At 61.9% G+C, this 15,306-nt stretch carries 15 protein-coding genes; 12 read left to right on the forward strand and 3 right to left on the reverse strand.

Annotated features, from left to right (window positions below; translation table 11 throughout):
* Window positions 1–28: 28 nt before the first annotated feature.
* On the reverse strand, window positions 29–1,075 hold the full coding sequence (locus PH551_RS05845) for a Gfo/Idh/MocA family protein (protein WP_285192236.1): 1,047 nt from the start codon (window positions 1,073–1,075) through the stop codon (window positions 29–31).
* Here PH551_RS05845 and PH551_RS05850 point away from each other — a divergent pair.
* The 10 genes from PH551_RS05850 (at window position 1,062) to repC (ending at window position 11,843) form a co-directional block, all read left to right on the forward strand.
* Window positions 1,062–1,340, forward strand: coding sequence for a hypothetical protein (locus tag PH551_RS05850; RefSeq protein WP_285192237.1), 279 nt, complete (start codon window positions 1,062–1,064; stop codon window positions 1,338–1,340). The genes PH551_RS05845 and PH551_RS05850 overlap by 14 nt on opposite strands.
* Before the next feature lie 76 nt (window positions 1,341–1,416).
* Entirely contained in the window at window positions 1,417–2,715 is a 1,299-nt protein-coding gene (locus tag PH551_RS05855; protein ID WP_097601244.1) for an extracellular solute-binding protein, read from the forward strand.
* A gap of 85 nt (window positions 2,716–2,800) precedes the next feature.
* On the forward strand, window positions 2,801–3,730 hold the full coding sequence (locus tag PH551_RS05860) for a carbohydrate ABC transporter permease (protein ID WP_085782015.1): 930 nt from the start codon (window positions 2,801–2,803) through the stop codon (window positions 3,728–3,730).
* Entirely contained in the window at window positions 3,727–4,569 is an 843-nt protein-coding gene (locus PH551_RS05865; protein ID WP_085782016.1) for a carbohydrate ABC transporter permease, read from the forward strand. Before PH551_RS05860 ends, PH551_RS05865 begins: the two co-directional genes overlap by 4 nt.
* A 43-nt stretch (window positions 4,570–4,612) precedes the next feature.
* Complete coding sequence (locus PH551_RS05870) at window positions 4,613–5,851, forward strand: ROK family transcriptional regulator (protein ID WP_097601242.1); 1,239 nt, start codon at window positions 4,613–4,615, stop codon at window positions 5,849–5,851.
* A 45-nt stretch (window positions 5,852–5,896) separates the two neighbouring features.
* Entirely contained in the window at window positions 5,897–6,751 is an 855-nt protein-coding gene (locus tag PH551_RS05875; RefSeq protein ID WP_285192457.1) for a sugar phosphate isomerase/epimerase family protein, read from the forward strand.
* A 22-nt stretch (window positions 6,752–6,773) separates the two neighbouring features.
* The gene (locus PH551_RS05880) at window positions 6,774–7,835 is read left to right on the forward strand and encodes an ABC transporter ATP-binding protein (protein ID WP_085782018.1); all 1,062 of its coding nucleotides are present in this window, start codon (window positions 6,774–6,776) and stop codon (window positions 7,833–7,835) included.
* Between the two features lie 240 nt (window positions 7,836–8,075).
* A complete protein-coding gene (gene repA / locus PH551_RS05885; RefSeq protein ID WP_285192238.1) occupies window positions 8,076–9,284 on the forward strand; it encodes a plasmid partitioning protein RepA in 1,209 nt (402 codons plus the stop codon).
* 70 nt (window positions 9,285–9,354) lie between these two features.
* A complete protein-coding gene (repB, locus tag PH551_RS05890; protein ID WP_285192239.1) occupies window positions 9,355–10,329 on the forward strand; it encodes a plasmid partitioning protein RepB in 975 nt (324 codons plus the stop codon).
* 212 nt (window positions 10,330–10,541) lie between these two features.
* Window positions 10,542–11,843, forward strand: a complete 1,302-nt coding sequence (repC, locus tag PH551_RS05895; RefSeq protein WP_285192240.1) for a plasmid replication protein RepC — start codon at window positions 10,542–10,544, stop codon at window positions 11,841–11,843.
* Here repC and PH551_RS05900 read toward each other — a convergent pair.
* Complete coding sequence (locus PH551_RS05900; protein WP_285192241.1) at window positions 11,836–12,315, reverse strand: ProQ/FINO family protein; 480 nt, start codon at window positions 12,313–12,315, stop codon at window positions 11,836–11,838. The genes repC and PH551_RS05900 overlap by 8 nt on opposite strands.
* Window positions 12,316–12,558: 243 nt before the next feature.
* Here PH551_RS05900 and panC point away from each other — a divergent pair, with 243 nt between their 5' ends.
* Together panC and panB are read left to right on the forward strand one after the other, a co-directional pair.
* Window positions 12,559–13,482, forward strand: a complete 924-nt coding sequence (gene panC, locus PH551_RS05905) for a pantoate--beta-alanine ligase (protein WP_285192242.1) — start codon at window positions 12,559–12,561, stop codon at window positions 13,480–13,482.
* Window positions 13,479–14,300, forward strand: a complete 822-nt coding sequence (panB, locus tag PH551_RS05910) for a 3-methyl-2-oxobutanoate hydroxymethyltransferase (RefSeq protein WP_184459863.1) — start codon at window positions 13,479–13,481, stop codon at window positions 14,298–14,300. Before panC ends, panB begins: the two co-directional genes overlap by 4 nt.
* 44 nt (window positions 14,301–14,344) lie before the next feature.
* Here panB and PH551_RS05915 read toward each other — a convergent pair whose 3' ends face one another.
* The gene (locus tag PH551_RS05915) at window positions 14,345–15,259 is read right to left on the reverse strand and encodes a hydrogen peroxide-inducible genes activator (protein ID WP_285192243.1); all 915 of its coding nucleotides are present in this window, start codon (window positions 15,257–15,259) and stop codon (window positions 14,345–14,347) included.
* Window positions 15,260–15,306 lie beyond the last annotated feature (47 nt).

Genomic DNA, 15,306 nt, shown 5'->3' on the forward strand with positions numbered 1-15,306 from the left:
GCCGAAAGTAAAGCGCGCTTCGGCTGCATCAGCCGATTGCTTCGTCGGCGTGGCTGAGATCGGAGGCGAGCGCCTTGTCGAGCACCTTCTGGATGCTGGCGGCGCGCCGGAAGGACGGTTCCTGGGTCTTGCCCGCCCGCACGGCCTGGACGAAACGCTGGTAGTTCGTCTCGACGGGATCAAAGGGCACTTCGCGCCAGGTCGCTGTGTGCACGTCTTCGCCAAGGCAGGCGCGCAAGCTCGATTTGCCGGTATCATAGATCATCTCGACCGAGCCGGTTTCGCCATAGACTCGGAGACGGAGCTGATCCATCTGGCCGGCTGCCGTGCGTGTCGCCTGGATCGTGCCGATCGCGCCATTGGTGAAATCGACATTCATCGTGAAGCTGTCATTGGCGTCGAGATCATATTCGCCGATCCTGTGATCCGGCGCCTTGTCGAAGGTCTTCAGCCGCGCAAAGACGTGGGCGACGTCGAGGCCGGAGCCATAAGAGGCGAAATCGACGATGTGAATGCCGATATCGCCAAGCGCGCCGTTCGAGCCGTGCTTCTTGCTCAGCCGCCAGAGCCATTTGCTTTCGCTCTTCCAATCGCCCCAGTGGCGGCCGACCAGCCAGCTTTGCAGATGCGACGCCTCGACATGGCGCACGGCGCCGATCTCGCCGGCAAGCACCATCTGCCGGCCCTTCTGCAGCGCCGGCGAATTGCGATAGGTGAGGTTGACCATGCCGACCTTGCCGGCCCGCTCGATCGCCTCGGTCATTTCCATCGCTTTCACAGCATCGGTGGCGAGCGGCTTTTCGCAGAAGACATGTTTGCCGGCGGCGATCGCCTGAAGCGTCGTCGGGTGGTGGATGCTGTCAGGCGTAACGTTCGCCACTGCATCGAACTCGCCCCATGCAAGCGCCTCTTCCACCGAGATGAAACGATTGGCGATGCCATGTTCGGTGCAAAAGGCGGCGAGCCGCTCCGGGACGACATCGACGCCGCCAACGACGCTGACGCCTTCGATCGCCTTGAAACGCGCGGCGTGCTGGTTGGCCATGCCGCCGGTTCCCAGAATGAGTAAACGCATCTTCTCCTCCATGGACTTCAGTTTCCGGCTGCCGCTGCGGCCCGGAGCACGAACTGACACCGTCGCGGCCATCCGCGATCGATCGGCCTTTTCGTCAGGAAAATTGCGGTTGGATGCGCCTGATGTCCCTGAGGCGCTGTCGGCAACTTATTTTGGCGCGCATCCCTTCCGAAAACCGCAGCGCGCGCTAGCTGCTGTTGAATGTCGCCAGCATCTCATCCTCCCAAGCTCTGGCTTGACATCAAATCAAAGTAACTTAATCTAATTAATGCAGCACGGAAATGAGGAGAGGTCAACCGACCGCCAGGCTGTATTCGTTCAAAATGGGGAGGAGACCCATCATGAAGAGCGCGACCGTCAGCGCATTGGCGCTGAGCACTGTCTTATTTTCAGCATCCACCATTTTTGCCCAGGAACTTGCCACCAAAGACCGGATCGGCCTTGCCGATGCGCCGAAAACGCTCGTCGTCCGCCTGACAAACGACAGCCCGAACAATTCCGATCCCGCGATCGCCGAGGGCTATCAGAAGCTGTTCGTCGATTTCATCAAGAAGCATCCGGACTGGAAATTGCAGATGCAATTCATGTCCTCCGACATCGGCACCGAACAGGCCAAGATGCTGGAGCAGGCCAAGGCCGGCAACGCGCCGGATTGTGCGGCCGTCGACTCCTTCGTGCTCTCGCAGTTCATGGTCAATCACGTGCTGGCCGATTTCACACCCTATTTCTCCAAGGAAGAAATCGACGATCTCTTCCCCTTCATCCGCGACGGCATCACCGACAAGGACAAGACCATCCGTGCCTGGTGGTGGGATACGGACCTGCGCGTTCTTTACCGCAACAAGTCTGTGGTCGCAGATGCGCCGAAGACCTGGGACGAACTGAAGAAGGCCGCCCTTGCCTCCACCAAGGAGGGCATGGAAGGCGTGCTCTTCAACGGCGGGCGCTGGGAAGGCACGACCTTCGACTGGCTCGCCAATTACTGGGCGCTCGGCGGCAAACTCGTCGACGACTCGGGCAAGCCAATCTTCGGCGAAGGCGAGAACAAGGAGAAATTCCTGAAGGCGCTGAACTACTTCAAGGATCTCGTCGATTCCGGTGCGGCGCCGAAGCGCGTTACGACGATCGCCAATTACGACGATATGAACGCTGCGGCGGCTGCCGCGACGACGGCGCTCTTCATCGGCGGCAACTGGCAATATGCACAGCTGAAGACGACGCTCGACGAAGAGGAATTCAAGAACTGGACCTTCTCGCCGATCCCGGGCCCCACGGCCGACCAGAAGTCGACGGGCACCGGCGGCTGGACGGTCGCCTCCTTCAGCAAGGACAAGGAGAAGATCGAAATGTGCGCCAACCTGGCGCGCGACGTCTATATGGGTCCTGCAAACGCGCTGCAGCAGCAGCTGCCGACGCGCAAGTCGCTCTTCGACAAGTATGAGGTCTTCTCGACGGAAGCCAACAAGACCTTCGCCAATGCGCTGGTCGATGGCCAAGCCCGGCCCGGCGTGCCGATCTATCCCGAGATCTCCAACCAGATCCAGATCATGATGGGAGACGTGCTGTCGGGGACGAAGAAACCGGAAGAGGCCTTGGATGCTGCATTCAGCGCGGCGATGGAGGCTTACAAGCGTCTCTGATCCCGGGCGTTTCCAACGCTTCCGACCGCGACGGCGCCTGGACTTGAGGCGCCGTCGACAGTGCCAAACCCGGACAGAGAAGCCAATGAGCCCTATTGCCATCGAGGCTGACAGCCCGCCTCAGAGCAGAACGTTCATGCGCCGGTTCGCCGGTGCGCCCCTGCCCTGGATCATGCCGGTGATCATCGTCATCGGCATATTCTACCTTTATCCCGTCATCGACGTTTTCCGGCTTTCCTTCACCAATGCAACGCTGATCGGCGACACCCAGGACTATACGCTGGGGTCGATCACCAATGCGCTGAGCTCGCCGCAACTGCCCGACATTCTCTGGGCGACGCTGATCTTCGTCGGCGGCAGCGTCATCGGCCAGCAGATCCTCGGCCTTGCGGTCGCCGTCACTGTCGTTCGCGGCGAAAAGCGCGGCCTGTTCGGCACCACGATCCTCAGGACCACGGCGCTCGTCGCCTGGGTCGTGCCGGGCATTGCCGGCGGCATCATCTGGCAGATGCTGTTTTCCGAAGCGCCTTACGGCGCGCTGAACAGCATTTTGAGGCTGATGCACATGCCGACCGTCGCCTGGCTATCGGACCCGGCAATGGCGCCGTGGTCGACTCTGATCTCGAACATCTGGCGCGGCACCGCCTTTTCGATGGTCGTCATGTATGCGGCGCTGAAATCGATCGATCCCTCGCTCTACGAGGCGGCGGAGGTCGACGGCGCCAGCGCCTCGCAGCAGTTCTTCTTCGTCACGCTGCCGCAGCTGCGCGCCGCCATCCTCGTCAACATGATACTGATCACCATCCAGACGGTGAACACCTTCGATGCGATCATCACACTGACAGGCGGCGGGCCCGGGCGCGCGACCGAAGTGATCTCGCTCTACGTCTTCAATATCGTCTTCCGAAACTATGACCTCTCCGGCGGCAGCGTGCTCTCCGTGCTGATGCTGATCATCAGCCTCGGGCTCGCCTTCGTCTATGCGTCGTTCCTGCCGAAGGAGGAAGAGCAATGAGCGGACGCACCGGAAGCCGGTTAGGCGATGCCATGAGCTATCTCTTCATGCTGGTGATGTTCGTCTTCTTCGCCGGCCCCCTCACCTATCTGCTGTCGATGGCGCTACGCGACAAGCGGGAGGTCTATCGCGGCGCGGCGCGCTATATTCCCGACAATCCCACCATCCAGAATTTCATCACGGTTCTGAACAACAGCTATTTTCCGATCTATCTCTGGAACGGCCTGAAGCTTGCGGCTCTCAGCGGGCTCGGCGTGCTGATCGTTGCCTTGCCCGCCGCTTACGCTTTCTCCCGCTTCCAGTTCCGTGGCAAGGGCCTCTCGATGATGGGGCTGCTGCTCTTCCAGATGATCTCGCCGCTCGTCATCATGGTGCCGCTCTATCGCTACATGAACCGCCTCGGCCTGCTGGACACGCATTTCGCCGTCGTCATGGTCTATATCGCGCTCGGCGTTCCCCTGGCGACCTGGCTGTTGAAAAGTACGGTCGACGGCATTCCGCGCAGCCTCGACGAGGCGGCGATGATCGACGGCTGCAACCGCTTCTCGGTTTTCTGGCGCATCATCGTGCCACTGTCGGCGCCGGGCATCGCCTCGGTTTTCATCATCACTGTAATTGCCGGCTGGTCGCAATTCCTGGTGCCTTTCCTGCTGCTCACCAAAAATGACCTGATGCCGATCGGCGTCGGAATCTTTAACTTCCGCGGCATGCAGACTGACTCGTCCATCCAGCTGCTTGCAGCCGCCTGCCTGATTGCGGTCGTTCCGGCGATCGTCGCCTTCCTGTCGCTCCAGAGGCTGATCCTCGGCGCGATGACCAGCGGCGCGGTGAAGGGATGAGAGGGTCTGCTTCACTCTCCACGCGCGCGGAAGGATTGAACGCATGAACCAGACACTCGGCGCTAGGCTCTCCCCCGATCTGACGGGCGCGAATGTCGAAGACGCGGGCGAGCACAACAGGGCCGTCGTGCTCCGCTGCATCCACCGCCAGGCGCCGATTTCGCGCGCCGAAATCGCCAGGCAGACCGGCTTCACCAAACCGGCGATCGCCCGCATCGTCGACCGCCTGCTGGACGAGGGCCTGATCATGGAGGCCCGCCGCCGGCATGGGCTCAGAGGCCAGCCGGCAATCGAACTCGAAATCAATCCCGACGCCTATTACGCTATCGGCATCAACATCGACCGCGACCATCTGACGATCCTGGCGGTCGACGCCGTGGGCAATGTGCGCGCCCGCGTACACCACGAGAAACGCTTCATCCTGCCAGCGGAATTCATGCAACTGACATCAGATGCGATCTCGCATTTCCAGCGCAGCCGGCTGATCGACGATGCGCGCCTTGCCGGCATCGGCCTTGCCATGCCGGATTGGCTCGGCGAAATCTCGCTGCTCGGCAAGCCCGACGCCTATCAGGAATGGACTGATTTCGACGTGCGCGCCGCACTGGAGAGCCTGACGCCGCATCCCGTCTTCACCGAAAACGAGGCTAATGCCGCTGCCCTTGCCGAGCTCAACTACGGCCTCGGCGCGGAAAGCAGCAGCTTCTTCTATATCGCCGTCAATGCCTGCCCGGGCGGAGGCCTCGTTCTGGACGGCAACGGTCATCGCGGCGCCATGGGCCTCAGCGGCGAGATCGGCTGGCTTCCGATTGCCGACGGCCGCGACGGCGAGGCGCAGAAGGTCCAGCTTCTCGGGGAGATCTTCTCGCTGTTCTTCCTCTATGATTTCCTCGCCCGGCATGGGATCAAGGTGAGCGTGCCGCAGGATCTGCTGACCCTCGACGCGCGCGGCAAGCGCCTCGTTTCACAATGGCTGAAGGAAATGAGCGCGCATCTCGCCGTCGCGGTCAAACATATCGCCATGATCGTCGATCCCGATGCCGTGCTCGTCGGCGGCCGGCTGCCGATCCGCATCGTCGATGAATTGCTGCGTTACGTCCACGAGCATCTCGACGCCGAGGACACGAACCTGCCCTCGCTGCATCGCGCCTCGATCGGCGAGGACGCCTCGGCCATGGGTGCGGCGGCCATGCCGATGGCGGCGGCCCTGATGCTCGCATCGGCCGATGTGGCGCAGCGCACGCGCTCGCCGCTGAAGTTCATGGATCGGCTGAACAGTTGAAACGACCGCAAGGCCCCCGGATTTTGATGAGGATCGGAGGATATGGTGAAAATCGGCTTCTATACCTCGACATTCAATGACCGCCCGCTGGAGGAAGTGGTAGATTTCGCCGCGTCGGCGGGGTTCGAAGCGATCGAGATCGATGTCGGCGGTCACATCAAGACGCCCGACCGGGTGGAAGATGCCGTTACGCTGGCAAGAAGCCACGGCCTCTTCGTCTCCTCGATCACTTTTTTCGGCAATCAGCTTGATGCCGATCGCGACAAGCGCCGGGAACTCCGGGCAAGGACCTCAGAATTTGCCGAAGCGATCGGCGGCGCCGGCGTTCCGATCTTCGTGATCTTTCCCGGTCGTAACGATACGGCAAGCGAAGAGGCCAACTATGACGACTTCGCCCACTTCGCGATTGGGCTGATCGCGCAAACGCAGGCAAGCGGCCTCACCTTCGCGATCGAGAACTGGCCCGGACCTAGAGACAATTTCATCGGAACGACGCCAAGGGGATGGCAGGAACTTTTCCGCCGCATCGAGGACCGCCGCTTCGGCCTCGAATTCGACCCCTCGCACCTCATCCGCATCGGCGTCGATCCCTATCGGGCGCTGGAGGCGGTCAAGGACCGCATCGCCATTCTGCACGCCAAGGATACGGCGATCGACGCCGAGGCCCTGCAGGCACTCGGCTATCACGGCAAGGGCTGGTGGCAATACAAGTTGCCGGGGCTCGGTCTGCTCGACTGGCCGCGTTTCCTCAGGCAGGCCCGCGGCTACGGTTTTGACGGCACGCTGTCGATCGAGCACGAGGATGCCGCTTACGGGTGGCCGGGCAAGGACTTGGCCGCGCGCAAGGAGGGTGAGCGCCTCGGCCTCGATTTTCTCAAAAGTGTCTTGAACGGACTTTGACGGCGAATTCGGGAGGAGTTTCATGGCCCATGTTTCGGTCAGCAATGCGCGCAAGGACTACGGCGCGTTCAAAGCCATCAAAGGCGTGTCCGTCGATATCGGCGATGGCGAATTCGTCGTCCTGGTCGGCCCCTCCGGCTGCGGAAAATCGACGCTGCTCAGAATGATCGCCGGCCTGGAGGGCATCACCTCGGGCAAGATCCAGATCGGCAAGCACATCGTCAACGAGCTTGCGCCCAAAGACCGCGACATCGCCATGGTGTTCCAGAACTACGCGCTCTATCCGCATATGACGGTGGCGAAGAACATGGGCTTCTCGCTGCGTATGAAGCGCATGCCGAGATCGGAGATCGATCAGCGCGTCGGCAATGCGGCAAAAATCCTCGGGCTGGAAAACCTCTTGGAGCGTTATCCGAAGCAGCTTTCGGGCGGCCAGCGTCAGCGCGTCGCCATGGGCCGGGCGATCGTGCGCGATCCGGCCGTCTTCCTGTTCGACGAGCCTTTGTCGAACCTCGATGCCAAACTTCGGGTGCAGATGCGCTCGGAGATCAAGGAACTGCATCAGCGGCTGCAGACGACGACTATCTACGTCACCCACGACCAGATCGAAGCCATGACCATGGCAGACAAGATCGTCGTCATGAAGGACGGGCTGATCGAGCAATCGGGCTCGCCGCTCGAACTCTACGACCGCCCGAACAATCTGTTCGTCGCCGGTTTCATCGGCTCGCCGGCGATGAATTTCATCAAGGGCAGCATGAGCGAAGACGGGTTCAGGACCGTGGACGGGCTGCTGCTGCCGAGCGAACGCCGGCCGAAGGATGCCGTGACCTACGGCATTCGCCCCGAACATATCATGCTCGACCCCAACGGCATCGAAGTGACGACCGTCGTCGTCGAGCCCACAGGCTCGGAAACACTCGTGCTCGTGCGGCTCGGAGGGCAGACGCTGACCTGCGTCTTCCGCGAGCGAATCCGGGCCGCCCCCGGCGACGTGTTGAGGATCGCCCCCGGCCACGACACCGTTCACCTCTTCGGCGCCGACGAGCAGCGCATTACCACAGGCGAAGCGCCATTGAGTTAAAGCCCGCCGAATGCCCCCTCCCCTTCGGCCGGGCGCCGCCGGGGGCGCTTTGTCAGCGCCCCCGGCCCAAAAATACCCGGTCGTCCGGACATCACGCAGATCCGGCAAGTGCTTGGACGAGCATCGAAAAGGTTAATATGCGTTAACCTTAAATTTCTTGGCCGGTATCGGAGAATCGCGGATAATAACGGTTACAGGGGCTTTTGATCCCGAAAACCGTTATCCGAAAGATTGCTGCCGATGAACGCTAATTCGAACGCCGTGAAGGCCGCGCCGCTCTATTTCGAGGATCAGATTCTCGAGCACGGCGACGTGATTTCGAAGAAGCTGCATCTCTTGAGCGTGCAGCGCTTTCCGCCGAACGCGAAGAAGACGCTGCGCAGCTTTTCTCTTGCCGAGGTCGCCAGTTATGTCGGCGCTTCGCAGAGCACGCTGAAGAAACTGCATCTCGAGGGCAAAGGCCCCTGCCCGCAGACCTCGCCTTCTGGGCGGCGCTCCTACAGCGCTGAGCAGATGCTCGAGCTGAGGCGCTATCTCGATGCGCATGGCCGCTCCGAAAGCCGCATGTATGTGCCCCATCGCCGCGCTCATGAGAAGCTACAGGTCGTCGCCGTCGTCAATTTCAAGGGCGGCTCGGGCAAGACGACGACGGCTGCCCATCTTGCCCAGCATCTGGCGTTGACCGGCCACCGCGTACTCGCCGTCGACCTCGATCCTCAGGCATCGCTCTCATCCCTGCACGGCTTCCAGCCGGAGTTCGACCAGGCCGCCTCGCTCTATGAAGCGATCCGCTATGACGGCGAGAAGAAGCCACTCTCCGAGATCATCCACAAGACGAATTTTCCCGGTCTCGACATCGTGCCGGCCAATCTCGACCTGCAGGAATATGAATACGATACGCCGCTTGCCATGGCCGACAAGTCGACCAATGACGGCAAGACCTTCTTCACCCGCATCTCTCGCGCGCTTGCCGAGGTCGACGATCGTTACGACGTCGTCGTCATCGATTGCCCGCCGCAGCTCGGCTACCTCACGCTGACGGCGCTGACAGCCGCGACCAGCGTTTTGATTACCATCCATCCACAAATGCTCGACGTCATGTCGATGGGCCAGTTCCTTCTGATGCTCGGCGGCATCCTGAAGCCAATCCGCGCCGCCGGCGCCGAGGTGAACCTCTCCTGGTATCGCTATCTCATCACCCGCTACGAGCCGACCGATGTGCCGCAGGCGCAGATGGTCGGCTTCATGTCGACGATGTTCCACGAATTCATGCTGAAGAACCAGATGGTCAAATCCACCGCGATCTCGGATGCCGGGATCACCAAGCAAACGCTTTACGAGGTCGAGCGCGCCTCGATGAACCGGGGAACCTATGATCGCGCGCTGGAGGCGATGGACGCCGTCAACACGGAGATCGCCGGCCTTATTCACCAGGCATGGGGGCGGTGAATTTGTCGGCTGACAAATTCACCGTTTCCGTGAAGCAAATCAATGCAATGACCGCAATCGGAGGACGCTGATGGCACGAAAGAATCTGCTGGAAGGGCTGGCCGATATGCCTGATGAAAACGCAGGCGCGCCGAATTATCCGATGCGCGGGGCGGGCCGCTCGCTCGTCCGCTCGCTGGATGAGCTTGCCAAGCAGGCGGAAAAATTCCTGGAGGGCGAGGCGGTGGTCGATCTCGACCCCGATCTCGTCGAAGCCTCCTTCATCAAGGACCGCCTGTCCGAGGATGACGAGGACTTCCAAGCGCTCGTCGAAGCGATCCGCGCGCGCGGACAGGACACGCCCATCCTGGTGCGTCCCCACGCCAGGATCGACGGACGTTATCAGGTGGTCTTTGGTCACCGGCGGCTGCGCGCCGCCCGCGAACTCGGCCGCAATGTCCGTGCCGTCGTCAAGGTGATCGACGACCGGACCCACGTGATCGCCCAGGGGCAAGAGAATTCGGCCCGCGCCGACCTCACCTTCATCGAGCGCGCACTCTTCGCCCGGCGGCTGGAGGAGCTCGGTTACGACAGGGAGGTCGTCTCGACCGCACTTGCCGCCAATGCGGCTTTGGTCTCGAAGATGCTGTCGGTAATGGACCGCATCTCGCCGGAGGTCGTCCAGGCAATCGGACCGGCGCCCGGCGTCGGCCGCGAGCGCTGGGTGGAACTGTCGCTGCTCGCCGGAAAATCGGCCAATGCGGCAAGTGTCGCCAAGGTCCTGCACGACGACAACTTTCATCAGTTACCTTCCGACAAACGTTTCGAAGCGCTCTATGCGGCGCTGAACAAAAGCGCCCGGCCGGTCAAGAAAACCGTCGCCGCGAGGAAGGTGAAATGGCAGCCGCGGGACAAAGCCGTCCAGGCGGAAATGAAGAATGACGGCAAGGCGTTCTCGCTCTCGATGAAGGCGAGAAATGCCGGCCGCTTCGGAGAATTTCTCTCCGGCAGGCTGGATGCGCTCTATGAGCAATTCCTCGCCGAGGAGGGCAAACAAGGAGACTGAAACCGCAAAAGAAAAAGGCCCCCAAACGAACGAGTCGTGGAAGCCCTTCTCACATCCTTAAGCAAGACAGAGAATCGCATTTTCACGAATCCCAGTCAAGAGTCCTGCAGGGCCTCGGCGTCTTTTCAGACGCGCAAATGACGCTGCGGCACTTTTCCTCCTCGCATCGTTTCGGTGAGCGGATTTCTTTTGCCTGATGAGAGGTGAAGGAAATGGAGAGTGACTATGTGACGACGCCCTTCGGGCGGCGGCCGATGTCGCTTGCCATGCTGCTGAAACAGCGGCGAGGCGAGGCGATCGCGGCCGGAACGACGCGCAACAAATGGAAACTGTTCCGATCGGTCTGCGAGGCGCGGGCAGGGCTGGATGTCACCGACCGGGCGCTGACGGTGCTCGATGCGTTGCTGACATTTTATCCTGAGGACGAACTCTCCAGCGAAAAGCCGCTGGTTGTCTTTCCCTCCAACGCGCAGCTTTCGCTCCGAGCTCGCGGCATGGCCGCCGCAACTTTGCGCCGGCATCTTGCCGCGCTGGTCGGAGCCGGCCTCATCTCCCGCAAGGACAGCCCGAACGGCAAGCGTTATGTGCGCCGCAGCCGGGAAGGCGGGATCGACGAGGCCTATGGCTTCAGCCTCGCCCCGCTTCTCGCCCGCGCCGGCGACATCGAGACGATGGCGGCGCGCATCGCCGCCGACCGGCAGATGCTGCGTGGTCTGAAGGAGCGGCTGACGATCTGCCGGCGCGACATCGGCAAGCTGATTTCCGCAGCCGTCGAGGAAGCTGTTCCCGGCGACTGGCAGCGCATCTCTTCGACGTTCCAGGCGATCCTGCAGCGTATTCCGAAGGCTGCAAGTCTGGAAAACCTCCCGCCCATCCTCAAAGAACTCGAGATAACCCGCGAGAAAATCGTCAACCTGTTGGAGCTGCATGAGAAAATGCAGATGCCGAGCGCCAGTGAATCCCAAATTGAGCGCCACATACAGAATTCTCACCCCGAATCCATAATTGAATTTGAAGCGGGTCTCGAAAGCGGACAGGGGGTGACGGCGGAGAGGCGGGCCGAGCGCAATGATCAGCCGGAGACGAAACCGGAGGATGACAGTCCGGAAGCGCAGGCGAGTGGCGGGGAGCGATGGCGCTTCGCCGTCAGGAAGAGGGCAACCGAACTCAAATCCTTCCCGCTCACCATGATTCTCCAGGCCTGCCCCCACATTTCCGATTACGGTCCGGGCGGCGCGATCGGCAGTTGGCGGGATCTGATGACGGCTGTTATCGTGGTGCGCACGATGCTTCACGTCAGCCCATCTGCCTATGAGCAGGCGTGCGTGGTGATGGGACCGGAAAACGCCGCCACTGTCATCGCCTGCATTCTGCAGAGGGGAGGGTGCATCCATTCCGCCGGCGGCTATCTCCGGGACCTCACGCGGCGCGCCGAGCGAGGTGAGTTCGCGTTGGGGCCGATGCTGATGGCGCTCCTGCGCGCAAAAGATCCACCTGTCGCCAAGCTCAGCTGACGGCGTTCTTCCTGCCGCGCAGAAGTGCGGCGCGGATCTGTTCGTTCTTGCTCAGCACAGGAGCGGGAACCACGACAGGTGCCGGCTCGGGTTCCTCGGCCTTCGCGGCGCTCTGCTTGAGGCTCAGGAAACGCTTCTGCGCAACCAATCGGTCTTCCTCCGACAGCGGCTCGACCGGTTCGCCGTCGATGTTATGGCGCATGGAATCGGGCTGAGCGCTGGCGAAATAATAGCGCCGGCAATGGACATAGGCCGCGGTCGCGCGCCGAAGCGTCGTCACGCCGGCATCGGGCTTCAGGAGAGGGCGCAGCTCGTTGAACAGGCCGACGGCGAAGGGAAGGACCGGATCTCCCGCCTTTGTCGGAAGCACGCCGACTGGCCGCACCAACAGCGTGTTGATCGCGTTGGCCTTTTCCACGTCGAGCTCGGTCGCCGCAATCGGGCCGCGGCTGATCTTCCAGGGTTTGTCCATGCATTCTCCATAACCGCCGACTGTGATGGTATCTTGACGGAGAGGGTAGATAGAGGCGCAGGTCGCACATTGCTAGCCCTGCGGCAAGCCGGATGCGAGACAAAGATTCCCGAGCGGATATGGGTCGGTTTATCGGCCCGCCATGCATCTAATCGTTTTTTGTCACGGAAGTGCATTGACCTCCCGCTTCGATTACACTTCTTATCCGCGCCCAAGATGAGTGACCGGCCGCGGGGAGGATGTATGCGGGTTTTCTCGAATATTGAAGAGCTGCGCCACACGCTCGATGCGCTGAAGCGGCAGGGGCGCACCGTCGGCCTCGTTCCGACCATGGGCTATCTCCACGCCGGACATCTCAAGCTCGTCACGCGCGCCCGGGCCGAGAACGACATCGTCGTCGTCTCAATCTTCGTCAATCCGCTGCAATTCGGCCCGGCCGAAGACCTCGGCAAATATCCGCGCGATCTGGAGCGCGATGGCGACATGCTCAAGCAGGCCGGCGTGAATTTCCTCTTCGCGCCCGGCGTCGAGGATATGTATCCCCGCCCGATGAAGACGGTGGTCGACGTTCCCGATCTCGGCCGCGAACTCGAAGGCGCAGTCAGGCCCGGCCATTTTGCCGGCGTCGCCACCGTCGTCACCAAGCTTTTCAACATCGTCCAGCCGCAAACTGCCTATTTCGGGGAGAAGGACTACCAGCAGGTCGTCATCATCAAGCGCATGGTGGAAGATCTCGCCGTGCCGGTGCGGGTGATCTCTGTGCCGACCGTGCGCGACAGCGACGGCCTCGCCTTGTCGTCGCGCAATGTCTATCTCAGCCCCGATGAGCGGCGCGCGGCGGTGATCGTTCCGCAGGCGCTCGATGAGGCCGAGCGGCTCATCGCCGAAGGCATCACCGATGCGCAAGAACTTGAGGCGAAACTCACCGCCTTCATTGGCCGCGAGCCTCTGGCAAAACCCGAAGTCGTCGCCGTCAGGGATGCGGTAACACTGGCGCCGGTCGCTTCGCTCGAAGGCGCCATCGTCGTGGCGCTCTTCGTGAGGATCGGCACGACGCGGCTTCTCGACAACAGAGTTGTCGGAGACAACAGCAGCCCGGCGAGCGGGAACAGAATGATCCGGGACAACCGAATGAGCGGCCAGCCGGGAAAGGGAGTGACGAAATGAGCGCCACCGGATCTCAGAAGCGCCTGACGCCGACGCGAATCGCAGCCATGAAGGGCGGTAAGCCGATCGTCTGCCTCACCGCCTATACGACGCCGATGGCGCGCCTCCTCGACGAGCATTGCGACCTGCTGCTGGTCGGGGATTCGCTCGGCATGGTGCTCTACGGCATGGAGACCACGATCGGCGTGACGCTCGACATGATGATCGCCCATGGCAAGGCCGTGATGCGCGGCGTCGCCAATGCCTGCGTCGTCGTCGACATGCCCTTTGGCAGCTACCAGGAATCGAAGGAGATTGCCTTCCGCAACGCCGTGCGCATCATGCAGGAAACCGGCTGCGACGCCGTCAAGCTCGAAGGCGGCGAGGAGATGGCCGAAACCATCGCCTTCCTGACGAAGCGGGGCATTCCCGTGCTCGGTCACATCGGCCTGATGCCGCAGCTCGTCCACACCGCCGGCGGCTATCGCTCCGTCGGCCATTCCGAACACGAAACCTCGAAGATCCGCCGCGACGCGCATGCGATCGGCGGCTCGGGCGCCTTCGCCGTCGTCGTCGAGGGCACGGTGGAGCCGCTCGCCCGCGAGATGACGACTTCAATCCACATACCGACAATCGGCATCGGCGCCTCTTCCGCCTGCGACGGCCAGATCCTGGTTTCCGACGACATTCTCGGCCTCTTCAATGATTTCAAGCCGCGCTTCGTCAAGCGCTACGACGAGCTCGGCAAGAGGGTCGCGGACGCTGCCGCCTCTTATGCCGAGGAGGTGCGCGCGCGCAAATTTCCAGCAGCCGAGCATACGTTCAAGCGCCGCAGTTGAGGTGAGGGGCGGGTCTTAGACGCTAGGATGACGGCCAAGGTCCGTCACGTGAGCGCATCCTGCGCGCGCATAGTCTCGGCCGAGCGGCGCACCGCCTCGGCGACTTCCTGCAGCTGCTTGGCCATCGGCGTCGAATTGCGCCAGACCATGCCGATCGTCCGCGACGGCTGCGGCGCGGGGAAGCGGGAGATTGAGACAGGCGCCGACCGCGTTTCGACCGGAACGGCCATCTCAGGGATCAGGGTGACGCCGATGCCGGCGCCGACCATCTGGACGAGGGTGGAGAGCGAGCTGCCTTCCATGATCTCCCGCGGGCGGGCAGGGCCCACCTTGCAGAAGGACAGCGCCTGGTCGCGGAAGCAGTGGCCCTCTTCGAGCAGCAGCAGCCGCATTTCGCGCAGCGCCTCGCGCTCGGGCACCGGCTTGTCTCCATCCTCCTGCCGCCGGACCAGCACGAATTCTTCCCTGAAAAGCTCGAGCTCGGTGAGCGAGGGTTCCGACACCGGCAGCGCGACGATCGCCATGTCGAGCTGGCCCTGCGCCAGTTCATGAACCAGCCTGCCCGTCTGCGTCTCGCGCACCTCGATCTGAATTCCGGCGAAGGTTTCGTTGAGATCGTTTATAATTGCCGGCAGCAGATAGGGCGCGATCGTCGGAATGATGCCGATGCGCAGGCGCTTGAGGAAGGATTCGCGCGAGGCTCGGGCAAACTCCCCCAATTCGTCGACGGCGCGCAGGATGTCTCGGACCCTCAGCGCGAAGCTCTGGCCGAACGGGGTAAGCTTCACCTCGCGCGCGCTGCGCTCGAAGAGCTCGCCGCCCAATTCCTGCTCGAGTTCTTTGATCTGCATGGAGAGCGCCGGCTGGGAGATGGCGCAGGCGTCGGCCGCGCGGCGGAAGCGGCCATCCCGCGCCAGGGCTTCGAAATAGCGTAGCTGTTTCAGGGTAAGATTCTTCATAACCTGAGCTTATCGCAGCAATCAGTAAATCCAACTTAAAATTATTG

The organism is Rhizobium atlanticum (assembly GCF_030182485.1).
GTDB lineage: Bacteria > Pseudomonadota > Alphaproteobacteria > Rhizobiales > Rhizobiaceae > Rhizobium.